This window comes from Xanthomonas sp. NCPPB 3583 (genome assembly GCF_041475715.2).
Lineage (GTDB): Bacteria > Pseudomonadota > Gammaproteobacteria > Xanthomonadales > Xanthomonadaceae > Xanthomonas > Xanthomonas euvesicatoria.
Map to the genome: position 1 here is coordinate 1,197,472 of NZ_CM191263.1, position 21,555 is coordinate 1,219,026.

Annotated in this window: 24 protein-coding genes; all 24 read left to right on the plus strand. The window is 63.2% G+C overall.

Annotated features, from left to right (window positions below):
• The first annotated feature begins 1 nt into the window (after position 1).
• The 24 genes from ACCQ07_RS05390 to ACCQ07_RS05505 all read left to right on the plus strand — a co-directional run bounded on the left by ACCQ07_RS05390 (position 2) and on the right by ACCQ07_RS05505 (position 21,507).
• Positions 2-2,209 (plus strand): ClpP-like prohead protease/major capsid protein fusion protein, encoded by a 2,208-nt coding sequence (locus ACCQ07_RS05390; protein ID WP_372363864.1) that lies wholly within the window; start codon positions 2-4, stop codon positions 2,207-2,209.
• A gap of 57 nt (positions 2,210-2,266) precedes the next feature.
• Positions 2,267-2,623, plus strand: coding sequence for a DUF2190 family protein (locus ACCQ07_RS05395; protein WP_372165354.1), 357 nt, complete (start codon positions 2,267-2,269; stop codon positions 2,621-2,623).
• 81 nt (positions 2,624-2,704) lie between these two features.
• Positions 2,705-3,133 (plus strand): structural protein P5, encoded by a 429-nt coding sequence (locus tag ACCQ07_RS05400; RefSeq protein ID WP_372363865.1) that lies wholly within the window; start codon positions 2,705-2,707, stop codon positions 3,131-3,133.
• Positions 3,133-3,594, plus strand: a complete 462-nt coding sequence (locus tag ACCQ07_RS05405; RefSeq protein WP_372363866.1) for a hypothetical protein — start codon at positions 3,133-3,135, stop codon at positions 3,592-3,594. Before ACCQ07_RS05400 ends, ACCQ07_RS05405 begins: the two co-directional genes overlap by 1 nt.
• Positions 3,595-3,605: 11 nt before the next feature.
• The gene (locus ACCQ07_RS05410; RefSeq protein ID WP_372363867.1) at positions 3,606-3,869 is read left to right on the plus strand and encodes a hypothetical protein; all 264 of its coding nucleotides are present in this window, start codon (positions 3,606-3,608) and stop codon (positions 3,867-3,869) included.
• The gene (locus ACCQ07_RS05415; RefSeq protein WP_372363868.1) at positions 3,866-4,366 is read left to right on the plus strand and encodes a hypothetical protein; all 501 of its coding nucleotides are present in this window, start codon (positions 3,866-3,868) and stop codon (positions 4,364-4,366) included. Before ACCQ07_RS05410 ends, ACCQ07_RS05415 begins: the two co-directional genes overlap by 4 nt.
• Positions 4,366-4,677 (plus strand): lipoprotein, encoded by a 312-nt coding sequence (locus ACCQ07_RS05420; protein ID WP_372363869.1) that lies wholly within the window; start codon positions 4,366-4,368, stop codon positions 4,675-4,677. Before ACCQ07_RS05415 ends, ACCQ07_RS05420 begins: the two co-directional genes overlap by 1 nt.
• The gene (locus ACCQ07_RS05425; RefSeq protein WP_372363870.1) at positions 4,674-5,504 is read left to right on the plus strand and encodes a hypothetical protein; all 831 of its coding nucleotides are present in this window, start codon (positions 4,674-4,676) and stop codon (positions 5,502-5,504) included. The genes ACCQ07_RS05420 and ACCQ07_RS05425 overlap by 4 nt, the downstream gene beginning before the upstream one ends.
• Positions 5,501-5,824: a head-tail joining protein gene (locus tag ACCQ07_RS05430; protein WP_372363871.1), complete on the plus strand. Its 324-nt coding sequence runs from the start codon at positions 5,501-5,503 to the stop codon at positions 5,822-5,824. Before ACCQ07_RS05425 ends, ACCQ07_RS05430 begins: the two co-directional genes overlap by 4 nt.
• A complete protein-coding gene (locus ACCQ07_RS05435; protein WP_184420270.1) occupies positions 5,817-6,251 on the plus strand; it encodes a hypothetical protein in 435 nt (144 codons plus the stop codon). The genes ACCQ07_RS05430 and ACCQ07_RS05435 overlap by 8 nt, the downstream gene beginning before the upstream one ends.
• Positions 6,252-6,281: 30 nt before the next feature.
• Positions 6,282-7,037, plus strand: a complete 756-nt coding sequence (locus ACCQ07_RS05440; RefSeq protein ID WP_218551411.1) for a phage tail tube protein — start codon at positions 6,282-6,284, stop codon at positions 7,035-7,037.
• The gene (locus ACCQ07_RS05445) at positions 7,037-7,510 is read left to right on the plus strand and encodes a hypothetical protein (protein WP_372363873.1); all 474 of its coding nucleotides are present in this window, start codon (positions 7,037-7,039) and stop codon (positions 7,508-7,510) included. The genes ACCQ07_RS05440 and ACCQ07_RS05445 overlap by 1 nt, the downstream gene beginning before the upstream one ends.
• Positions 7,507-7,671: a hypothetical protein gene (locus ACCQ07_RS05450; RefSeq protein WP_167382237.1), complete on the plus strand. Its 165-nt coding sequence runs from the start codon at positions 7,507-7,509 to the stop codon at positions 7,669-7,671. Before ACCQ07_RS05445 ends, ACCQ07_RS05450 begins: the two co-directional genes overlap by 4 nt.
• Entirely contained in the window at positions 7,672-10,389 is a 2,718-nt protein-coding gene (locus ACCQ07_RS05455; RefSeq protein WP_372363874.1) for a phage tail tape measure protein, read from the plus strand.
• Positions 10,389-10,745: a hypothetical protein gene (locus ACCQ07_RS05460; protein ID WP_372165373.1), complete on the plus strand. Its 357-nt coding sequence runs from the start codon at positions 10,389-10,391 to the stop codon at positions 10,743-10,745. Before ACCQ07_RS05455 ends, ACCQ07_RS05460 begins: the two co-directional genes overlap by 1 nt.
• Positions 10,742-11,209 carry a DUF1833 family protein gene (locus ACCQ07_RS05465; protein ID WP_372165375.1) on the plus strand — a complete coding sequence of 156 codons (468 nt, stop codon included), beginning with the start codon at positions 10,742-10,744 and terminating at the stop codon, positions 11,207-11,209. The genes ACCQ07_RS05460 and ACCQ07_RS05465 overlap by 4 nt, the downstream gene beginning before the upstream one ends.
• Positions 11,209-11,601, plus strand: coding sequence for an NlpC/P60 family protein (locus ACCQ07_RS05470; RefSeq protein ID WP_372165377.1), 393 nt, complete (start codon positions 11,209-11,211; stop codon positions 11,599-11,601). The genes ACCQ07_RS05465 and ACCQ07_RS05470 overlap by 1 nt, the downstream gene beginning before the upstream one ends.
• Positions 11,592-16,004, plus strand: a complete 4,413-nt coding sequence (locus ACCQ07_RS05475; RefSeq protein ID WP_372363875.1) for a host specificity factor TipJ family phage tail protein — start codon at positions 11,592-11,594, stop codon at positions 16,002-16,004. The genes ACCQ07_RS05470 and ACCQ07_RS05475 overlap by 10 nt, the downstream gene beginning before the upstream one ends.
• Complete coding sequence (locus ACCQ07_RS05480) at positions 16,001-16,312, plus strand: hypothetical protein (RefSeq protein ID WP_371887098.1); 312 nt, start codon at positions 16,001-16,003, stop codon at positions 16,310-16,312. Before ACCQ07_RS05475 ends, ACCQ07_RS05480 begins: the two co-directional genes overlap by 4 nt.
• Position 16,313: 1 nt before the next feature.
• Positions 16,314-16,991: a hypothetical protein gene (locus ACCQ07_RS05485; protein WP_029996269.1), complete on the plus strand. Its 678-nt coding sequence runs from the start codon at positions 16,314-16,316 to the stop codon at positions 16,989-16,991.
• Positions 16,992-16,993: 2 nt separating this feature from the next.
• Positions 16,994-17,644: a hypothetical protein gene (locus ACCQ07_RS05490; protein WP_372363876.1), complete on the plus strand. Its 651-nt coding sequence runs from the start codon at positions 16,994-16,996 to the stop codon at positions 17,642-17,644.
• A gap of 49 nt (positions 17,645-17,693) precedes the next feature.
• On the plus strand, positions 17,694-18,245 hold the full coding sequence (locus tag ACCQ07_RS05495) for a hypothetical protein (RefSeq protein WP_371887101.1): 552 nt from the start codon (positions 17,694-17,696) through the stop codon (positions 18,243-18,245).
• Between the two features lie 911 nt (positions 18,246-19,156).
• Positions 19,157-19,951: a DNA adenine methylase gene (locus ACCQ07_RS05500; protein ID WP_371887102.1), complete on the plus strand. Its 795-nt coding sequence runs from the start codon at positions 19,157-19,159 to the stop codon at positions 19,949-19,951.
• A gap of 281 nt (positions 19,952-20,232) precedes the next feature.
• A complete protein-coding gene (locus ACCQ07_RS05505; RefSeq protein ID WP_372363877.1) occupies positions 20,233-21,507 on the plus strand; it encodes a ricin-type beta-trefoil lectin domain protein in 1,275 nt (424 codons plus the stop codon).
• Positions 21,508-21,555: the final 48 nt, after the last annotated feature.

Below are 21,555 nucleotides of genomic sequence, written 5' to 3' on the forward strand. Positions count from 1 at the left end.
TATGCGAACCCACGCACTGACCGCGACGTTGGGCCGCGTGCTTGCCGATGCCGGCCCGGCGCTCGGCCCGTGCCTGCTCAAGATCGAAGCCCGTGCCGCCGATGTGGCCGAGGTCATGATCTACGGGACCATTGGCGACAGCCTGTGGTCTGAATCTGTCTCTCCGCTGCAGCTCGCGGAGCAGATTGGCCAGGTCACCGCCGGCACGATCCACGTGCGCATCAACAGCGGTGGCGGCGTGGTGGCCGATGGGATGGCCATCTACAACGCGCTCAAGCAGCACGCCGCGCACAAGGTGGTCTTCGTGGACGGCCAGGCCGCATCAATTGCCTCGCTGATCGCCATGGCCGGCGATGAGCTGGTGATGTACGCCAGCTCGCTGCTGATGGTGCATGCGCCGCACACGGTTGCTGCCGGCAATGCGTCCGCTTTCCGCCAATACGCGACCGCGCTGGATGCACATGCCGGTGCAATGTTGGAGGCGTACGCCACCAAGACCGGCAAGCGCTCGGAGGTTGAGCAACTGCTAACCGATGGCGCCGACCATTGGTACACCGGCGTGCAGGCGGTGGAGTTCGGCTTTGCAGACCGAGTCGCCGACACCCCTGCCATTGCCCGCGCCGAGGCCGCATCTGTCGTCGCGCTGACCGGCTACCTGCAGGCCATCACCCAAGCGCCGGCGCCGGTCGCCGCGCAGCTGCGCGGCCATATCGCCGCTGCGCTCAGCCCCAGCGTTTTTGCCTCACTTCCCGAGGTCACCCAAACGGCCGTCGTTGGCCACATCGAGGATCCTATGACCCAACAAACCTATCTTCGCATCCTCGCCAACGCCGGTGGCGGGCAGGGTGCTTCCACCACCACGGCTACGCCGCCTGCGCCGGCTCCGGCGCCGGTTGTCGCTGCTGCACCGGATGCCGCGGCCGCCGTGCAAGCGGCGCTGGTCGCCATGCGCGGCCGCAATGCGGACATCATGGCGATGGCCGAGCCGCACATGGGCAATGCGGAGATCCGCGCTTATGTGGACGGTGTCATCGCCGCTGCCGACCCTTCGGTGACCCCCGACAACGTGGGCCGCCACATCCTGGCGCTGATGGGCCGCAACGGCGAGCCGCTCAATGGCCGCGCTGGGGTTGTTGCTGGCGGCGACCAGCGCGACAACGTGCGCGCAGCGATGACCAACGCAATCGAGGCCCGCGTGGGCCTGGCCCAGGCCACCGGTGACAACCCGTACCGCGGCCACTCGCTCGCCGAGATGGCGCGCGAGTGCTTGGTGCAGGCTGGCGTCAATCCGCGCGGCATGGACCGGCGCGAGATCGTGGGCATGGCGTTCACCCATTCCGCCTCCGACTTCCCGGCGCTGCTGGGCGATGCCGCGCGCCGCTCGGTGTTGCAGGGCTACCAGGAAGTGGAAGAGCGCTTTAGCGAGTTCACCCGCGCGGTGAGCGTGCCGGATTTCAAGCCGACCAACCTGGTGGGTCTGGGCGCGTTCTCGGATTTGCTGCCGGTGCGGGAGGGCGGTGAGTACAAGCAGGGCACCTTCAGCGAGCAATCGCAGTCGATGCAGATCGTCACTTGGGGCCGACTGTTCACGATTACCCGCCAGGCCATCATCAATGACGATCTGGGCATCTTCAGCGATGTGCCGCGCAAGATGGGCCAGGCCGCCAAGCGCACGTTGGCCAAGGCGGTATTCGAGCTGATCATCAAGAACCCGCGGCTTGCCGATGGCAAGACGCTGTTCCACGCCGACCACGGCAACCTGCTGCCGGCCGCGACCATCACCACCGAGAGCGTCAGCGCCATGCAGGCGCGGATGGCGCTGCAGAAGGATGCGGACGGCAACGTGATCCGCGTGCCGATGAAAACGCTGCTGACGCCGGTGGCGCTTTCCGGCGCGGCGCTCACCGTGCGCGCTGCCGAGTTTGCCGTGGGTGGTGCCAACAACCAGACCACACCCAACATCGTGCGCAACACCTTCGAGGTGGAGAGCGATGGCCGTCTGGATGGTGCAGACCCGAAGGCGTGGTACGGCCTGGCTAATTCGGCCTACGTGGATGCGCTGGTGGTGGGCTACCTGGATGGCAACCAGACGCCGTATCTGGAGCAGCACGAGGGGTTCACCGTGGACGGTGTGGCCTGGAAGGTGCGCATGGACGCGGCACCGGCCATCGCCGACTACCGCGGCATCTACAAGAACCCCGGCCAGTAAGCCGCCTGCCGCACCGCGGGCGCGGTGCGGCGTCTCTTCGCATCTGGAGTACTCCCCATGAAAAACGGATATCAAGACGGCCGCGTGCTGGACGTGACCTTGACCACCGCTGTGACTAGCGGCGGTGTGATCGCTGACGGCAAATTGGTGGCTGTCGCCGTCACCGACGGCGCAGTTGGCGAAACGATTGCTGCGCACGTCGAAGGCGTGTTTGCACTGCCCAAGTTGGCGGCCGCGGTGTTCGCGCGTGGCGCCTCGGTCAACTGGGATACCGACACCAAGCAGGCCATCTCGGCTTCTGGTGGCGCTGGCGACATCAACAACATCGGCTACGCCATCGAAGCGTCCGGAAACGGCGCCGCAACGGTGCTGGTGCGCCTGACGCCTGGCACCGCCACCCCGGTGGCCGCCTAAGCCTTACCCATCATCGCACGCAGATGCCCGGGTGGCGCGTGCGGTGGTGGCTCTCTTCAACCTGACCTCAAGGATCAGCACATGGCCCCGCCGCGCGGCGTCCGCAACAACAATCCAGGCAACATCGATCGTACCGGCGTGGCTTGGCAGGGCGAAGACCGCACCGCCGCCGCACGCGCACGCGAGGCCCGCTTTGCGGTGTTCGATACGCCCGAATACGGCTTTCGTGCCCTGGTCAAAACGCTGCTGACCTACCAGCGCAAGCATGACCTGCGCACAGTGCGCGGGATCATCAACCGCTGGGCGCCGCCGGTGGAGAACGACACCGGCGCCTATGTGCGCGAAGTCGCCAAGGCACTGGGTGTGGAGCTGGACCAGCGCATCAATGTCGAAGCGCCGGCAACCGCATTTCAGCTGGCCAAGGCGATTGCCAAACACGAGAACGGCGGCAACTTCTGGGGCGATGCGGTCATCTGGGATGGCGTGGAGCTGGCGGGGATTGCCCGGTGATGGACGGCGGCGCCACGGTGGTGCTCAAGTCGGCCGCACTGCTGGTGGCGACCAGCGCGGGTAGTGCGGTGGTCACTGAGGTGATCACCGGCAGCGAGCATCTGTTTCTCGGCATCCCGCAATCGTGGTTTCTGGCCGCGGTGGCCGGCGCGCTGGTCGGATTGCTGCTGCTTAGCGAGATCGACGTGGGCAAGGTGTCTGCGCCCAGTGGCGGGCCGGGCGTGCAGTGGCTGACGCTGCTGCTGCGCGTGGGCCTGCTCGGCCTGTTCGTGCTGGGCTTCGCCTTGGCCGCCGGCTGGATCGTGGTGGCGCTGGCCAACTACTTTCCATCAGTGCACCGCATCGGCATTGCGGTGAGCGGGCTGAGCGGCTTCATCATCAAGCCGATGCTGCCGCACTACTTGGGTGCGCTGCAGAAGTGGTCCGACCGGTTGGCCGGGCGTGCCGGAGGTGCTGCATGAGCATCTATCTCGTGAGCCTGGTCAGCACGCTGGCCGTGTTTTGTGCGACGACATGGCAACTGCTGCACACCTTTCATGCCGGCGAGCGTGCGCGCGACCACGCTGCCTGGGCGCTGCGAGGCGCCTGCTTCATTGGTTTGGCTGTCGGCATGTTGGGCATCTTTCTGCGCGACCTGGCGCAGCACACACCCGCGCCTTGGTACGTGCTGCTGGTGCGCGTGTGCCTGACGGTTTTGCTGATTTACCCGTGGCGCCGGCGGGAGAGCGAGCGATGAATATCCTGGCCTTCCTCAAGGCGTTCGTTGCGTTGATATTCGGCTGGGCAGCTGATGCGCTGACCTGGCTGCGTAAGCCGGGCAGCCGGCTCAAGGTCATCTGCGCGTGTCTTGCCGCGCTGCTGTCGATTGCTGCGCTGACGTCCTACCGCAAGGGGCAGCAGGTGATCGTGGTGACGCGCCAGGTGGCGCAGTGCCAAAGCGACCGCACGGCAGCCCTGGAAGCGGCCCAGCTCAAACGCGCCGAGTTGGAGCGCAACAACGCCGACAAGGACGCCGCGCTGGCGACCATCGCCGCCAAGTTGCAGGCCGAGGCCGAAAAGCTGCGGATGCTGCAGGAGCGCAACGCCGGTCTGCGCGACAAGACCGAGATCGCCAAGGCAGCAGCTGACCGCAGCGCCAAGGCGTTCAAACAGGAATACGACCAACGCCCGGCCGAATGCAATGCGGCGCTGCAGGCGCTGGCTGCTGCGTGCCCCAGCCTGGGAGGCTACTGATGTTGCGTTCACTGTTCGTCATCGCTCTGGTCGTTGCCCTGGCTGGCTGCGGCAAGAAGGGCATCACGCGCGAAGATCCCGCGCGCCCAGTGGTCGTGGCGCCAGCGCCGGCCGTGATTGCCGTGCCGGTACGCACCTACGTGCAGATCGAGCCGCGCCTGACGCAGCGCTGCGCGTGGGTGAAGAGCGGCACGCTGGAGCAGGTGCTGGACGTCTCGCGTGGACGCAAGCGCTGCCTGGAGTTCTACGAGGCCAATCTGGGCGAGATCGAACAGTTGCAGGGCACGCCGGCGGGCGAGGGCAGCCCGTGAGCCAGCTCCGCATCGCCGTGGATGCCGACAACCTGCTGGGCCGTCAGTTCAGCGCGCTAGAGCGCGAGCAGCTGCCGTTTGCGATCGTGCAGGCGTGCAACGCCACAGCTTACGAGATCCGCGAGGTGTGGAAGCGCACCGCGCCGCGCGTGTTCGACCGACCGACGGCGCTCACCATCAACGCGGCGATGTACCGCAAGGCGACGCGCGAGCGCTTGTTCGCAGAGATCTTCCTGCGCGATGAAGCCTTCAAGGGCACGCCGCCGTCGAAGTACTTGCGCACTGAGGTGGAGGGCGGCCAGCGCCGGAAGAAAGGCTTTGAGGTATTGCTGCAGGCCAAGGGCCTGATGCCGGCCGGGCAATTTGCAGTCACTGGCCGCGGAGCGCGCACCGACCAATACGGCAACGTGCCCGGCGGCCAGGTGACAGCCATCCTGTCGCAGCTGGGCGCGCAGCGCGATGCCTATCAAAACGCCAGCAACGAGAAGGCCAAGCGACGCAGCAATGATCGCAGCCGCGCGGAATATCTGGGCCGCACACGACTGAACACTGTTGCAGTGATGCAGCGCACCGTGCGCCGCGGCGGTCGCTACTTCGCCCTGCAGCGCCAGCGCGGCAAGTTGGCGCCGGGCATCTATGAGCGCATCGGTACCGGTTTCGGCAGTGCGGTACGTAGCGTGTTCGTCTTCACCTCGCGTGCCAGCTACACGCCGCGCTACGACATCTTCGGACTGGCCCAGCGCACCTGGGACAAGCTGATGCCGTTCTACTTCAACCGCGAGCTGGACAAGGCGATCCGCAGCGCGATTGCGAAGGTGCAGGCATGAACCAGCGCAAGTTTATGCAGGCATTCGATGCGACCGCATTTGCTGCCTTTGCCGACGTCGGCTTGGCTGATGGCGCGCGCTATCAGGCACCCGGTGCGACGGAGACGGTGCCGTGCACTGTGCAGATCGACCGCGACGTGCGCGACTTCGGCAGCGACCTCGCACCGGTGAGCACTGGCTACACGCTTGTGACGCTGCAGCGTGCCGAAGTGGAGCCGGCCAAACGTGGGCGCGTGCTGCTGGATGGCGAAACTTTGGTGCTCACAGAGCGGGTGCGCGAGGACGAATCCGTCAGCCAGTGGGTGGCCGACCATGGCTAGCCCGCGCGAACACCTGCGCGCTGCAGTGGGCAGCTGCCTGCAGCGCATCAGCGTAGCGAACGGCTACCAGACCGATGCCGGCGCCAGCTTGACGCTGGAGCCGGGCCAGGTCGACGAAGACGCCAATGCCGTGTTGACCGTGCTGGTGGCCAAACAGCAGCGCGCAAGCGAGAGCGCACTGACGCGCACGCATCGCCTGACCACGTTGGTGGTCGTGGTTAAGGCGCCCGCGCCGCTGGACACCGCGCAGGCGCGGCTGGACGCGCTGGTGGCAGACATCGAGTTGGCCATGGCAGACCAGCAGTTCCGCTACCCCCCGGGCATCCAGTTCCCGCAGTACGTGTCCATGGAGCCGGTGAAGCCCGAGGCGGGCATGAGCTGGGTTGGCGCGCTGCTCACCTACCAAACGCACATCCCCATTACCTGACGCCGCACGCGGCACCTACAAGGAGCACCCATGCCCATCAATTCCCCCGACTACAGCTACCTGGGTAGCGGCGAGCTGCATCTGCGTAAGCGCGGCGCGGCCAAGCCGTTCCGCGGTGTTGGTAACTGCTCGGCCTTCAGCTTTTCGCCGCAGACCAACCGCATCAACCTGCTCGACAGCACGCAGCCCGGCGGTGGCAACCGGAATTCGGTCGATCGCATCACCGAGGTGCAGGTGAGCTTCACCATGCACGATTTCAGCGCGGAGAACTTCGCCGACGTGTTGCGCGGCACCGCCACGACCATCGTGGCCGGCAATGCAGCCGATGAGGCCGTTGTGGCTTACAAGGATGGCGTGACCCCGCTGGCCAATTTGGCGGCCGACATCACCGCGGTGAAGCCGGTCACCGGTGATGCGGTGTACGAAAAAGGCAAGGACTGGGATATCAAGAACGGCGCGCTCTACGTGCCGGCAGACTCGAAGATCGCCATCCCGGCCGATGGCGCTGCCAACATCAAGGTCACTTACAGCTTCGGCGCGGCCGAGCGCCTACAAGCGCTGGTCAACCCCAACGAAGAGTATGAGCTGCTGTTCCTGGGCTTCAACGAAGCGCGTAGCGGCAAGAAGGTTCGCGCCCAGGCCTACCGCGTGTCCGGTGGCGTGATCGGCGAGCTGGCGTTGATCGGCGAGCAGTACGGTGCTGGCACGGTCACCGGCACGCTCAGCAAAGACACCAGCAAGCCGGCCGGCGTGTCGCAGTACTTCACCTGGGATGCGGAGAAGTGATGGACGACCTCGACGTGCTGAGTCCGCCGACGCAAACGGTCACCTACCGCGGCGAGCCGCTGGTGCTGTCGCCTCTGACGTTGGCGCAGATCGGTCCCTTTATCATTGCCACGCGGCCGATCATCGGCCGCGTGCTGATCGCCGCAAGCCTGGCGAATGCTGGCGCATCGATCGAGGTGGCCGCCCTACTGATGGACGTGCTGGAGCAGGATGGGCAAGCGTTCGCGAAGGGCGGTGCTCTTGTCACCGGCAAGCCGGAAGCCTGGATTGCCGGTGGCAGCTTGGCCGATGCGGCCACGCTGGTGGAGGCAGTGGTGGAGCTCAACCAGGATTTTTTCGGCCAACGCCTGCCGAGCCTGATGCAGGCGGCAGGCAAGGCGATCCCCGCGATGGTGGCGACGCAGGCACCGCCGGGTGGGCCGACGTCGTCCACTTCCTTATCGCCCGCGGCCACCAACGCCGAGACGTCATGACCTACACCCTGGCGCAAGCCAGGGCGTTCGCCGCTGCTGCGGCGCGTGATGAGCGCATGCAGCGACGCCAGCAACAAGCCGCAACGGCAGAAGCCGTCCGCATGGCGATGGGCGCCGAGCCTGCCGCCTTTACCAAGTACCTCAACGACCTGAGCAGGTAGATGGCCGAACCTTCTGCAAACTTGCGCGTCCGCATTAGTGCGGACGTCAACGACATCAAGCAGGGCCTCGCATTGCTGCGCGGGCAGCTGGCCGACGTGCGCAAGCAGGCGGGCACTCCCTTGCCTGCAAACGACCCGATCAAGCAGCTGGGCATTTCCGCGGGACAGACCAGCAATGCCATGCGGCAGTTGCCGGCGCAGTTCACGGACATCTTTACCAGCCTTCAAGGTGGCATGCCCTGGTTCACGGTGCTGGTGCAGCAAGGTGGCCAGATCAAGGACAGCTTCGGCGGGGTGGGACCTGCACTGTCTGGCGTGTCGACTGCCTTGGTGGGAATGCTCAATCCGCTCTCGATCACTGCAGCGGCCGTCGCTGCCGTGGCGCTGGCATGGAAGTTGGGCAGCGATGAGGCGACCGACTACCAACAGGCCTTGATCCTGACGGGCAACCAATCTGGGCAGACGGCTGCGCGCCTGGCGGAAGTGGCAGCGCAGATGGATGGCATCGCCGGTGTGACAACCTCCAGTGCCGCAGCGGCCCTGACGGAGGTTGCGGCCACCGGCAAGTTCACCGCCGAGCAGCTGGAGACCGTGGCGATCGCTGCCGAAACGATGCGCGCCGGCACGGGCAAGGCCGTGAATGAGACGGTCGCCGAGTTCGCCAAGATCAAGGCAGACCCGGTCGCTGCGTTGCTTGAGCTCAACGAGACAATGCACTTCCTGGACCAGACCCAGCTGGCCAACATCAAGACGCTGATCGAGCAGGGCAACCAGGTCCAGGCAGTCGCGGCGGCGTTCAAGATCTACGCCGACACGCTCAAGGATCGGGCTGCCGATGTGCAGGAAAACCTGGGCTACATGGAACGCGCTTGGCGCGCGGTCAAAGGTGCCGCCTCTGAGGCTTGGGACACCATGCTCGGCGTTGGCCGGCCCGACACCGCAACGGAGAAGATCAAGCAGCTGCAGTCCAACATCGACGGCATCAACCGCGGCAGTGGGTTCTATCAAGATCTGAGCGATGCCAACCGCACCAGGCTGGTCAAGCAATTCCAGCAACAGATCGACGATCTACAGAAGGCGGCCAACAAGAAGCCGGTCAAGGTCATCATGGCTGGCATCTACTCAGAGGTTGACAGCAAGCAAGAGCAGGCGCGCACCAAGTTCCAAGAAGAGGGCGTGCAGTATCTGAGCAAGCAGGCGCAGCTCGAAGAGCGCATCAAGGATATGCGCACCCTGGCCGCGCAGGCAGGAATCACCGACACCAAGGTGCTGCAGCAGCGCGAGCGTGCAATGCGCGACACCGCAGCTGCAGCCGGTGCAAAGGGCGCAGCGAGTATCGCAACGTCTGGCCGATCGGCTGGGCTGCAGGCACTCAAGGATGCGCTGACCACCGAGCAGGCGCAGATCGCAACCAGCACCAAGGTGCTGCAGGCCCAGTACCAGGCGCGCGAGCTGTCGGCCGAGAACTACTATCAGCGTCTTCGCGAACTGACTGAGCGCGGCACCAACGCTGAGGCGCAGTCGCTGCAGAAGCAGATCGACTATCTCAAGGGCCGCGGTGTCGCAGGCAAGGATGCGATCGACGTCGGCAAGCAGGTCGGCGAGATGGAGGCGCAGCTGGCCAAGGTGCGCACCGAGGGCGCCGCGGCCCTTGAGTTGTTGTCCACCGAAGAGGGCAAGCTGAAGAAGCAGCGCGAGGACGCGCTTGCCTCCTACAAGGCGGCGCTGGACGCCAGCACCGATGCGCTTCAGGAAGACATGGACGCCATGATCGGCCGTGTCGGCGCGGGCGATCGCGAGTTCGAGATCCAGCAGCGCCTCAACGGCGTCTACCGGGAGCAAGCGCAGCGCCTCACCGAGCTTGCCCTTCAGAACAACACCGGCCGTATTGACGAGGCCACCGCCGCTGCGGAGGAGCAGGCCGTGCGCGCTGCGACTGAGCGCCGTGTCCAGGTCATCCGCGACGGCTATGAGCGCATGTCCAAAGCGCAGGCCGATTGGGGTAATGGCGCGTCTGCGGCGTGGACGAAATACGTGGATGAGGCGCGCAATGCCGCAGGTCAGGTGGAGTCTGCCATCGGGTCTGCCCTGGGCGGTCTGGAAGATGTGTTTGTCAAGTTCGTGACCACCGGCAAGATGAGCTTCAGTGATCTGGCTAATTCGATCATTGCCGACTTGGCGCGTATTGCTGCAAAGCAGGCGATTTCGGGTGCTCTGGGGGCGCTATTCGGTCAGCTCGGTGGTGGAGCCTCGGCTGGAGCCGTTTCCGGAACGATGGGGACGTTCGGCAACAACATCGACCAATTTATTCGCGGTAAGGCCTCAGGCGGCTACACGGGGCCGGGTGGGGTGTACGAGCCAGCGGGCATTGTGCACAAGGGCGAGGGCGTGCTGAGTCAACGCGATATCGCCTCGATTGGCGGGCCGGGCGCGTTCCTTTCGCTGCTCAGTACGATCCGCAGCGGACGAGGTTATGCCGCCGGCGGATTTGTCGGCGGCGGCGGTGCCGTGCCAGTAGCCGGGGGTGGCAACAACGTAAGCATCGAGATCCAGAATTACAGTGGGCAGCCCGCCACGCAAGAGCGGCGGACCCAGCGCATGCCGGATGGGCAGGAACTGGAAAAGTGGTTCATCCGCATTGGTGCCACGAACATCGCCCAGGGTGGGGAAATGGCTGGCGCCATTGAAAGCCGCTTTGAAACGCGGAGGCGCCGCTGATGGCCGTCTTCCCGTCTTATGCGAGCGTGCTGTACGACACCGTTCGCCGCTCGTTTGATCCTGCTGTGTCGCGGACCGAGATGGAGCGCGGCGTGCCCAAGCAGCGCGTGCTCAACACGGGTGTGCTGGTGAAGCTTGCGATGACCTTGGACTTTGCCACGCCGGCAGACGCTATCGCATTCGAGAATTGGTATTTCGACGATATCCGCCGCATAGGTTGGTTCGCCTTCGTGCATCCACTTAGCGGCGCAGCACTTCAGGTGCGCTTCGAGAATGGTGGCATCGGTGAGCTCCGTCCTGTCGAAGGCGCGGATCGCCCGTGGCAATGCGATGTCACGGTGGAGTACTTGCGATGAGCTCCTTTCAGGAGCGCCGGCAGCGCGTCACCGACGACGATACCACGGCACCGCTGGAACTGCTGGAAATGACCGCGCCTTCGTTCGGTGCAGTGCTGCGCATTTGCAACGACACGCGCGATTGGGTGAGCAACGGAAACACCTACAAGGGGTATCCGTTCCGATTCACCCCGCCCAAAGATGCGGCCGGGCAGACGCCTCGGGCGCAGCTGGAGGTGGACAACGTCGGGCGCGGCATCACAGAGGATCTGGAGCGGGTGCAGCCCAATGAGCTGGTGATGTGCCGCTATCTGATCACAGATCGCGCCCAGCCCGACGTCATCGCCCGCCGCTTCTATCTGCCTTTGACGCAGGTGCGTGCCGCGGGCCCGCTCATTACCGCGCAGATCGGGGTGGATTTCTTCATGGGCCAACAGGCGGTGAAGCTCCGTGGCAATCCGCACGTCCTACCGGGGATTTTCTGATGCGCGCCAGCGAGGTCGAACGGTTCCTCAACATCCCGTACGACGCCGACACCTACGACTGCGCAGACCTGGTGGTGCAGGTGCAGCGCGAGCTGTTCGGTCGCGAGGTGCAGATGCCGGCGCGGCGCCCTCGCGGTGCCGCAGGGCAGGCGGCCCTTGGCGAGCTGTCGCGGGCCTACGCGGTGCCGACGGCTTCACCGGTCGACGGCGACCTGGTGCTGATGTTTGACAAGGGCCAGAGCCGGCCCGGACACGTGGGCATCTTTTTCTACCTGGCCCATGAGGGTTGGGTGCTTCACACAACCAGCGCTCTCGGCAGCAGCTGGCTGCACCGCGTGCGCGAGCTGCCGGATTACGGCGCAAGGATCGAGGGGTATTACACATGGGTCTGATGACCACGCCTGCGAGTGACGGCCAGCTGGTGCTGACGCCGCACCCGGTGACGCTGGAGGGGCAGCGCCACATTGCGATGGACCTGCAGCCGGGCGAGCGCCTGTGCGAGTTCCTGCACCGGCACGTGATCGACCTGGATCAGGGCGATTGGACGGTGTCCATCGGCGGCCGAGTTGTGCCGCGGCGTCTATGGGCCTACGTCTATCCGAAAGATGGCCAGGTCATCGAGGTGCGCGGCGCGGTCGGCAGGAACGCGCTGTACATCGTGGCGATGATTGCGCTGACCTACTTCACCTTCGGCATTGCGGGTGCTGGCGGTGCGGCTGCTGCAGCCTTTGGCGGTGGCACTGCGGGCGCAATTTTCGCCTCGGCGGTGTTCGTCGCTGGCTCACTGGTGATTAACAAGGTGCTGGGTCCGAAGGTCGAGAGTCCAACCGGCCCGAGTACCGCGGGTACGGTGTACAGCCTGGCAGCGCCGCGGAATCGGCTGCGCCCCTACGAGCCTGTTGGCCTGCTGTTCGGCCGCATGCCGATCGCACCGGACTTGGCCAGTAAGCCTTACACCTTCTACGAGGGCGACAACCAGTACATCGGCATGGTGCTCACGCCAGGCATCGGCGTGGGCCGCGTCGGCACGTTCACCAATGCCGGCACGCCGCTGTCGAGCTACGAGGGCGTGAGCGTCTACCACTCCGGCTACAGCCAGATGCCGGATGAAACTATCCCGCTCTACAGCAACGTGGACACCACCGACGGTGGCGAGCTGCCGGATACGGCCGACTTCGTGACCCGCACCACCAGCGCCGACACCGTGCGCATCCAGATCAACCTGGAATACGTGCTGGGAGGCGTGGGCACGTCCGGCAAGAAGTACAACGTGTCGGAGACGGTACAAGTGCAATACGCACCTGCCGGAACCGGAATCTGGGCCACGCTGGCCACGCAGACGTTCACCGGCGACAAGCTGGACGTCAGCAAGCGCGCCACGGTGTCGGCGGATGTGGCCAAGGGTCAGTACGACGTGCGCGTGCGCATCTTGGGGCAGGGCAACTACACGGGCGACAACACCCAGCGCAACGACTTCCAGTGGTCGACGATGGGCAGTGTGCAGGCGGATACCGCGACCTACGCCGGCCTCGCGCGTAGCGGCATCCTGATGAAGGCCACTGGCCAGATCAATGGTCAGCCCGATGAGTTGGTGGCCGAGCACATCGCCGCGCCGATCCCGGTGTGGCGCAATGGCTCCTGGGTCAACGAAGAGACCAGCAACAACGGTGCCCACATCCTCAAGTACGCCCGCGGCTATTACGACCAGAACGGCAGACTCATCGGCGGAATGGGCAAGAGCGATGAGGAGATCGATATCGAGTCGTTGCAGGGCTTCATGGCGCACTGCCAAGCGAACGGCTACACCTACGACTACTGGCTGACCGAAGAGCGTAGCCACGACGAAGTGCTGCAGGCGATCGCTTTGGCTGGCATGGGACAGGTCACCTGGGCCGGTGGCCGCCTGTCGGTGGTGTGGGCCGCAGACGAGCAGCCGCTCTCCGGCGTGGTCAACATGGCGGAGATGAAGAAAGGCAGTTTCAGCGTGGACTACACGCTGGCCACTGCAGCCGATGGCATCGAGTACAGCTATTTCGATAGCACGACCAAGAAGGTCGAGACCCTGCGCGTGCCGGCGCCGGGCGTGGAGACGATGCTTAACCCTGCGCGGCTCACCGGTGAGGGCATCGGGCGAGAGGCACATGCGGCCGAGATGGCGCGCTACCACCTTGCCCAGAGCCTGTTTCAGTACAAGGACATCGGCTTTGCGCAAGATCTGCAGTACCTGTCCTACCGTCGCATGTCGATGCTGTCGATCTCGCACGACCTTACGCAGTGGGGATTCGGCGGGCGCATCGTCGCGGCAGAGCGCAGCCCGCTACTTGGCACCGTCACGCTGACACTGGACGAGCCTGTGCCGCCGCCAGATGCGCGCAGCGCCTTTATCGGCCTGCGCATCCCGGGTGAGGCGGTCTATCGCACGTTCCGTGTGCGCAACTTCACCGAGTCAACGGACACCATCCAATTGGTCGAGGAATGGCCGGACGATGCGCCGCTGCCCGGCGAGGGCTATGCCGATTCGATGGTGCAGGGCGGCTGGCAGGACAACCCAGCCCACGACACCGTGTGGATCTACGATTTCAAGGCCACGCCGGGGCTGCGTGTGCGCGTGGTGGCGATCGAGCCGGAGAGCGATCTGAAGGGCGCCAGCATCAGCGTGGTGCCGGAGTCGCCGGAGTTCTGGACCTACGTCAAGACAGGCCAGTACATCCCGCCGGAGAGCGGCTCGTCGTTGGCCACACGCCCGATCGTCAGCAACCTTGCGATCAGCGAAGACCAGGTCACTACCGGCGATGTCACCGCGACGGACCTGGTGGCCACGTTCGACATCAGTGGCCCGTTCGATCACGCGCTGGTGTACGCCTCGGCGTCGGACGGCAATGGCGAGTTGGTGGAAGTGGCGCGGACGCGCACCCGCACGGCGCGGTGGCGCATCCCGCGCGCCGGCACCTACACGATCAACGTGCGTCCGTTCGGTCCGGATGGGCAGATGGGCATCGGCGCCTCCCTGATCTTTACGACCATCGGCGCCGACGCACCTCCAGTCAACTACGACCTGTTCGACGTGGAGGAGGTCGGCGGCGGCATCCGGCGCTACACCTGGGGCTTCTGGACCGACACCATCCAGTCGGCCAACCTGGCCGGTGCGGAGATCCGCTACACCCAGGCACCGGAGCAGAGTGCGCCGATGCCGTCGTGGGATGCCATGACGCCCGTGGGTGATAGCGGATACCACACCGGTGCGTTCGACTCGCCCATCCCGGCCTCGGGCACGTGGGTCTTCGCGATCCGCGCGCGCAACACCAACGGCACGCTGTCGGTGGCGGCGAAGTACATCACCAAGACCCTCGGCAAGAATCTGGCGGAGCTGCAGCAGGAGATGCAGCAGGCTATCGATCAGACCACCGAAGAGATCCGGCAGGGTTTTCTCGAAGCGGCGGCGCGCGATCAAGAGCTCGCTGACAAGCTCTTTCAACAAGCGCAGGACTTGGCGAACCTGCAGGCGCTTGTCGAGGCTCCGGAGTGGGTGGACCAAGCGTGGCCGGCCGGCTCGATCGTCAAGCACGCCGGCGGGCTCTATGTGGCCAAGCAGGACGTGCCGGTGGGCACGGCGATCACCGACACGGCGTATTGGTCCTTCATCGGGCAGTACGCAAGCCTGGCCGAGGCGGTGGGCGCCATCGGCGTGGCGATGCAGCAGGTCACCACCGAGGTGCAGCAAGTGGATCAAGAGCTGCAGATCCTTGCGCAGGATGTGAGCGGGGTGCGGTCCAGCCTCGCGGGTAAAGCGGATGCGTCGGCGGTGCAGGCGATGAACACGCGCCTGACGCAGGCCGAGAACAACATCTCGTCCCTGTCGCAGCTGATCAGCACCGTGCAATCCACGCTGTCGGGTAAGGCGGACACCAGTGCGCTACAGGCCTTGCAATCCCAGGTGAGCCAGCAGGGCAACGAGATCAACGCGCAGAGCACAGCCATCACCTCGGTGACGTCGAAGCTCGGTGGTCGCCCGAACATCCTGCCGAATGGCGGGTTTGAGAGCGGCATCTGGACCAATGGTTCTGCGAGCGGCTTTATCGTGTCCGATGGGGCATGGGGACGCATCATGACCCACACTTCGCCGTGGAACATTGGCAGTGGTGGGCAGGCAGTTGCCTCAGCCCGCTTTCCAATCAACGCGGGCGAGACGCTGACCGTTTCTTGGGACAGTGTGCTATACGCCCAGGCGGGGCAAGTCAGCATGGACATTGAGTGGTTCCGCGCGGATGGCACCTACATCAGCAGTTCGACGCGTAGTCCAATCATCAGGGCGACGCACAACTTCATGGATGGGGATGCACGGCGTCAGGAGCGTGCCTTTACGCGGACGCCGCCGACCGGATGCACGCAGGCCCAGGTGCGGCTCATCTGGGAAAGCATCAGTGGGTGCACCGCACTGGGCTTTCGTCGGGTCAAGATCGAATACGGCGCGCTTCCCGCAACGCCCTATAGCGCAGACGCAACCGTCGTTGGTCAGGCCTCCGCCACTCAGTCGCTGACCACTCGTGTCACGCGGGCCGAGAATGGAGTTGCCAGCTACGAGGCATCCGCAACCCTTGCGCTGGACGTCAACGGCCGCGTGGCCGGCTGGCGCTCGGTAAATAATGGGGCGAGCGCAACACTGGATTTCGCGTTCGACAAAGTGCGCTTCATCGGTGTGGATGCGGGGCAGGGCCGCAGTGAAATCATCAACGGTAGGATCTACTGCTACGCGCCCAATGGCGTGCAGGTGGTAGCCATCGGAGCGGGCGTATGACGACGTTCCTGCGGGTCACGGATGAGGCGACCAATGTGGTGCTGCTGCAGGTTACCGACCAGTCTGATTCGGATTTGCTCACGCAGCACATGGGTGCGATCGGGATCGCCAGTGGCAGCAGCGGTTCGGTGGCGGTGCCGATCACCGGCAGCGCCAACCAGCTGTACTACTGGTTCGTGGCCGACAGCGGTGCAGGCAATGCGCTGCTGCCCTACATCACTGACGACGGCAACACGATTATGTGGACGGCACCGTCGACGAACTCGAGTGCCCGCGCCGGTGGCACGTTGTTCTACGGGAGGTTTTGACGTGGCATTCGTTCGTATCAATGCCGGCCCCAATCGGGTGGTGATCTCGGAGGACTGGAAGAATCTGGCGCTAGCATCAAAGCAAACCATTACACCCAGTGGCAGCGGCGTGCTGAAGACGTGGAGTCTGACCGTGGCCGGGACTAACCCGGCGCTGGCGTTTCTGGGCGAGAGTAACGCTGTGCTCGCCCAGCGCTCTCAGAGCGGCAATAGCTTCACGTTTACCGGTTGGACGACAAGCGGCAGCTTCACCGCGTACGTGTTCGATGAACCCAACTTCGGGCGCATGAAGTACTTCTGTGTCCGCAATCCTGCGAACAATCAGGTCGTGTTCGACGCAACACTCAAGTACATGAAGGTGCGCGGGTTGCTGCAGGGAAATGCCAACCAGGGAGGATCGATCACGCTGCCTGCTGGCCGGACCTACGCTGCGCTGGCCGGCTCCACCGGCAACATCATGCTGGTCATCGGTGGCTTGATAGGCGGTGGGCCGGGGTGGCAGGTGCAGATCATATGGCGCAAGGGCGTGGTCAACATCAACGGCAACGTCGCATCCATTGCCACTGTCGACACTGCACAGGACCTGCGTAGCGGCAGCAGCGGTACCCCACAGCCACCCCCTGGCAATTACGGCCAGGCCTGGGTGCGCGCTCCCATCCTCGACGTCACTGGATACTGACCATGCTTATCAGCGAAAACCCAACCTTCGGCACGCAGACAAAGATCGTGTCGCCACGCATCGAGATCCGATGGAACCCGGCCACCAACGACGGGCCGGTCGAGTTCCACCTCGAGCAGATGACCACCAAGCCGCATCCCGATGGCTGGACGCAGACGCTTGAGCGGTTTTTCCTGCGCGTGCTCACCGTACAGATCAGCGACCTGATCGGCCGCAGCTACGAAATCACTGCGCCGGCCACCACTGAAGTCGACCCAGCCACCGGCGAGTCCATCCAGGTGTCGGGCGAGACAGTTACCGAGCCGGGTGTGCATCTGCTGCTGGGCATCAAGGCGGCCACGCGCGCGGCCTACGACTCAAACGTGGTGATGCCTGACCCGAATGCAGACCCGATTGCGCATCAGATCACGATCATCTGGAATCCGATCAACGACACCGGCACCGTCACGTTCCAGGTCGAGGACCGCGGCATTGCACTCGGCGTGCTGGCGTCGCCAATTGCCGAACTGACGGCGCCGACTTACGCCATCCGCTATCCCGGCGCGGAGGCGACGCAGGAGCTCGCAGGCTGGAAGCTCAAGGCGCTGATAAAGGCGGCAACGGACATTTCGATCGCAGCGAGTCTGCCAAAAGCGGAGCAGGCAGCAGCGTGAGTGAAACGTCGCGGCGCACGCTGCGGCGGCATGCATAAACACTTGAAGTATGAACAATGCTCGATTGACGATCGATGCCTATCAAGGAAGAATGCGCGCCGCCGCAGGACCGCGGTGCTTTCCTTGCTCGGGTATCGAGATGCAATCGCACAAAACTCGCTTCAAGATCATCGCTGCACTCTGCTTCGCCATAACTATTGGCAGCGCAATCTCATATCTGGGGCAGCCTTCGGAGGTACCGAGTGGCCTCAAAGAAGCGAGCGGCCCAGTCCAAGATGTTGAGGCGACTCAACGGAAGATGCGTCTTCAAAGCGTTCGCTTCACCCTCAAATCGAATCCGTCCGAATTCGAGTACTCGAGCGTGCTACCCAACATCGATGGGTTGTGGCATGAGATGAAGGTAGGTGATGTGGCCCATGTAACCTACAGTGGCGAGCAGACAGATCCAGAGCTTTGGGGACTTGAGCTCAATGGGAAAGCAGTCGTAACCCCGCAAGGCGCGCTTCAAGCACGGCGAGACAATGGCCAGATAGGTCTGTACGTCGGCCTAGCAGCTCTACTTGCAGCCGGCTATTTCTTCATGCGCGCCCGTCGAGCGTAGGCGATCAGGGCGCTCTATTCAGTACACGGCACGCGACGCCACGGTCCTGGAGCTTTATCCTCCAGGAAGCAGCAGATAGACCGGCCGGCGGTAGTAGACGCCCGGCATGTGATCTTCGTGGGCATCTCTTGCGCTGCCGTTGATCGACACTTGGGGCGCCGCTTTCTGCATTACCTCGCACCAATCCCAGTGCCAGAGCTGGTGCGCACCGATGCAGCGCGTGCGATTAAGGAAATTCCGACCCCGATGTGCGGTTCAGCCGGATACTTGAAATCTAATGCCGGTGACAATCTATTCATGTCGGACGTGGGGCCACAGGCCGCTCACCCGCGTGGCGCCTGAGCAGCGCCTGGCCGGCTCTTGCGCATATCGGCCGCCCAATCGGACGCGGCTACAGGGTCACTTCCTCCCCTTCGCCGAGCCAGGCGTGAATCTGCTGTAGGTATTAAGGTGGTTGAGTTCACGGCCAACGACGTAAACGTAGTGACGTCCGATTCAGATACCGATCTGCTTGCATAGCACAGCACGACCAGCTGAAGTCCGATCAACGACACCGGCAATGGACCTTCCAGATTGAGTATTGAAGCGCTACCCTGGGACTGTTGGCAGCACTAATTACGGATTTAATCGCACCGTGTACGTTACCCGCTATCCAGGCGCGCGACAGGCGCAGATCTTTCAGGCCTGAAGGCTACGGATCCTGATCAAGCCCACCAACGATGCAGCAATGTCCGCAAGTTTGCGCCTGCCCGCCACTAGTGGAATGAAACAGGGTACCGGCCGTGCAGCTGTCACTGTACGGTCGGTGCCGCAACACAGGTGTTCTCACCACCTGGCATTGGCCTAGACCCTGCGCCCTCGCGAGAGCAGCCGCAGTGTCGGCTACCGACATCGCAAAAGCTGAGAACCCAATGACCCGACCCATGATTCCCTGGCCTGGCGGCAAGCGTCGCCTGATCAAGCACCTCTATCCCCACTTTCCTGCGCACGAAACCTATGTCGAAGCCTTCGCCGGTGGCGCGGCCGCACTATTGATGCGGCCACGTCCGGCGCCGCTGGAAGTGCTCAACGACATCAACAGCGATCTAGTCTGCCTGTACCGCTGCGTGCGGCATCACCTCGACGAATTTGTGCGAATGTTCCGCTGGTCTCTAGTCTCACGCGAGATGTTCGAGTGGGCGCAGATGGAGCGGCCCGAGACCTTGACCGACATCCAGCGCGCCGCCCGGTTCTACTACCTGCAGAAGCTGGCATTCGGTGGCAAGGTCCAAGGTCAGACTTTCGGTGTAGTGGCCGGCGGCGTGGGGCCGCGACTGAATCTGCTGCGCATCGAGGAAGAGTTGAGCGCAGTCCATTTGCGATTGGCTAATGTGGTAATTGAGCATTTGCCTTGGCACGAATGCGTTGTGCGCTACGACCGATCTGACACTCTTTTCTACCTTGATCCGCCATATTGGCAGACCGAGGGCTACGGTGTCGATTTTCCGTTCTCTGAGTACCAGCGTATTGCTGCGCTCATGCGTGGCGGGCGAGGTAAGATTATCGTTTCCGTAAATGACCACCCTGACATGCGAAGAGTCTTTGCAGAATTCCAAGTGGTTCCGCTGCAGCTGAGCTACTCGATTGGAAGTGCGCCCAGCCGGAGCAGGCACTTTGGCGAGCTCATCGTCAAGTCATGGGACGACAGCGCAGCCGCCCTGTTCTGAAGAGGAAATTTCGGGCTGTTGTCTAGATTACCGGTTGGGCTGAATTGCTTTTCGATAGAGATCATGGGCAGGTCGCAGCAGGGAAGTGACGCTTGCGGACTCAATACGGTATTGCTTGTGTTGAAAGTAATGTCATGATGGGCGGGCCAATTTGGGGGCGCTTGCCGCATCACTTAGCACATCCACATGCAAAAGGCATTTTTTCTGCCATGCGTGCGGAGCTTCGTGTGCTTGGGTTCTCAGCTTGAGCTTTGACAATTAATCAACCTAGTGGAGCAACAATGAAAGGAATAGTCGGCATAGCTTTCGCCGCGCTTGCTGCGGTATCGTTCCAAGCGTCCGCAGTGGGGTCGCGGTATTACAACTTCGACACCACTACGACAGTGACCTCATCTAACCCCTTTCCATCGGGCGGTGAGACGATAACCCTCACTGCCAAAGTGACCGCGCCGGCGCTCGGTGTCACGGTCGGGAATCCCGCAGCTGGCGAGGATATTGGTGGGCGTATTAATTTATTCGCTAACGGCACATCAATTGGTCAAATCCGCATCGGTCGCGCCAACACGCCAGTAGTTGGCCAGATAACAGATTTTGACCCGGTGTGCTTCGGCGTCACTGGTGAGCGAGCGCGTTGTACTTACTATTTCTTTTACGCGCGTGAGGCAAATCTATCTGTTCGCTATACGCTTCCCAGCCAGTACAGCAGCGTCACGATCACGGCCTCCTTCTCTGGTGACTCCAATTTCTCGAAGGCATCCTCGTCTGCCCCGGTCACGCTAAAGGCTCTACCGGCTTTCGGCCTTATCAAGGGAATGGGAAATAAGTGCCTAGATGCAGTAGCGGGTGGTGCGGTTAACGGAACGGAAATTCAGCAGTACTCTTGCAACGAGAATGTGCAGCAAATGTGGAGTATCATCTCCGGTTCGGGCTACATTCGAGGCGTGCCAAGTGGTCTGGTTCTGGATGCTAAGGATCTTGGAACCACGAATGGAACTAAACTGCAACTCTGGAGTGGGTTGGGTGCGGCAAATCAGCAATGGTGGTTTACGAGTGCCGCAATTGTTGGTATCGGTGGAAAAGTTCTTGATGCAGTAGGTCAGTCCAGTACTAACGGCACGAAGTTGCAGATCTTCTCGCCACTTTCGAATGCTGGTCAAACTTGGAACTACGATCCAATTTCTGGACGGATCACGGGCATTGGCGGGAAATGCTTAGACGTAGAGGGTGCTTCTACTGCCAACGGGACCTTGGTCCAACTATGGGACTGCAGTGGTGTGCCACAGCAGCGCTGGGAAGTGGGGGAGCGTGGAAGTCTTCGTTACGCCGGAAAGTGCCTCGAATCGGCGAATGGCAGTGCGCAAGACGGGAATATCGTCCGCATTTGGGACTGTAACGGCGGCGCCCATCAGGCTTGGCACTTCCTAGGTGAAATTCGCAATATTGGGAGCAATCGTTGCTTAGCGGATCCTGGACGGGGCGTGACTGACGGAGCACGAACCTACATATGGGACTGCACCGGTGATGTGAATCAGAAGTGGGACTTTTCGTCCTATTGAATAGAGGCAAGGCCCGGCTAGTCCGGGCCTTGTTCTTAGTCGTTTCTG

What these genes read in the sequence shown, in the direction of transcription:
- ACCQ07_RS05400 (WP_372363865.1), top strand. Translation starts at nt 2,705, where the DNA reads ATGGCCCCGCCGCGCGGCGTCCGCAACAACAATCCAGGCAACATCGAT.
- ACCQ07_RS05390 (WP_372363864.1), top strand. Translation starts at nt 2, where the DNA reads ATGCGAACCCACGCACTGACCGCGACGTTGGGCCGCGTGCTTGCCGAT.
- ACCQ07_RS05395 (WP_372165354.1), top strand. Translation starts at nt 2,267, where the DNA reads ATGAAAAACGGATATCAAGACGGCCGCGTGCTGGACGTGACCTTGACC.
- ACCQ07_RS05495 (WP_371887101.1), top strand. Translation starts at nt 17,694, where the DNA reads ATGAACAATGCTCGATTGACGATCGATGCCTATCAAGGAAGAATGCGC.
- ACCQ07_RS05435 (WP_184420270.1), top strand. Translation starts at nt 5,817, where the DNA reads ATGGCTAGCCCGCGCGAACACCTGCGCGCTGCAGTGGGCAGCTGCCTG.
- ACCQ07_RS05500 (WP_371887102.1), top strand. Translation starts at nt 19,157, where the DNA reads ATGACCCGACCCATGATTCCCTGGCCTGGCGGCAAGCGTCGCCTGATC.
- ACCQ07_RS05415 (WP_372363868.1), top strand. Translation starts at nt 3,866, where the DNA reads ATGAATATCCTGGCCTTCCTCAAGGCGTTCGTTGCGTTGATATTCGGC.
- ACCQ07_RS05505 (WP_372363877.1), top strand. Translation starts at nt 20,233, where the DNA reads ATGAAAGGAATAGTCGGCATAGCTTTCGCCGCGCTTGCTGCGGTATCG.
- ACCQ07_RS05490 (WP_372363876.1), top strand. Translation starts at nt 16,994, where the DNA reads ATGCTTATCAGCGAAAACCCAACCTTCGGCACGCAGACAAAGATCGTG.
- ACCQ07_RS05455 (WP_372363874.1), top strand. Translation starts at nt 7,672, where the DNA reads ATGGCCGAACCTTCTGCAAACTTGCGCGTCCGCATTAGTGCGGACGTC.
- ACCQ07_RS05450 (WP_167382237.1), top strand. Translation starts at nt 7,507, where the DNA reads ATGACCTACACCCTGGCGCAAGCCAGGGCGTTCGCCGCTGCTGCGGCG.
- ACCQ07_RS05445 (WP_372363873.1), top strand. Translation starts at nt 7,037, where the DNA reads ATGGACGACCTCGACGTGCTGAGTCCGCCGACGCAAACGGTCACCTAC.
- ACCQ07_RS05470 (WP_372165377.1), top strand. Translation starts at nt 11,209, where the DNA reads ATGCGCGCCAGCGAGGTCGAACGGTTCCTCAACATCCCGTACGACGCC.
- ACCQ07_RS05405 (WP_372363866.1), top strand. Translation starts at nt 3,133, where the DNA reads ATGGACGGCGGCGCCACGGTGGTGCTCAAGTCGGCCGCACTGCTGGTG.
- ACCQ07_RS05440 (WP_218551411.1), top strand. Translation starts at nt 6,282, where the DNA reads ATGCCCATCAATTCCCCCGACTACAGCTACCTGGGTAGCGGCGAGCTG.
- ACCQ07_RS05430 (WP_372363871.1), top strand. Translation starts at nt 5,501, where the DNA reads ATGAACCAGCGCAAGTTTATGCAGGCATTCGATGCGACCGCATTTGCT.
- ACCQ07_RS05475 (WP_372363875.1), top strand. Translation starts at nt 11,592, where the DNA reads ATGGGTCTGATGACCACGCCTGCGAGTGACGGCCAGCTGGTGCTGACG.
- ACCQ07_RS05420 (WP_372363869.1), top strand. Translation starts at nt 4,366, where the DNA reads ATGTTGCGTTCACTGTTCGTCATCGCTCTGGTCGTTGCCCTGGCTGGC.
- ACCQ07_RS05465 (WP_372165375.1), top strand. Translation starts at nt 10,742, where the DNA reads ATGAGCTCCTTTCAGGAGCGCCGGCAGCGCGTCACCGACGACGATACC.
- ACCQ07_RS05480 (WP_371887098.1), top strand. Translation starts at nt 16,001, where the DNA reads ATGACGACGTTCCTGCGGGTCACGGATGAGGCGACCAATGTGGTGCTG.
- ACCQ07_RS05460 (WP_372165373.1), top strand. Translation starts at nt 10,389, where the DNA reads ATGGCCGTCTTCCCGTCTTATGCGAGCGTGCTGTACGACACCGTTCGC.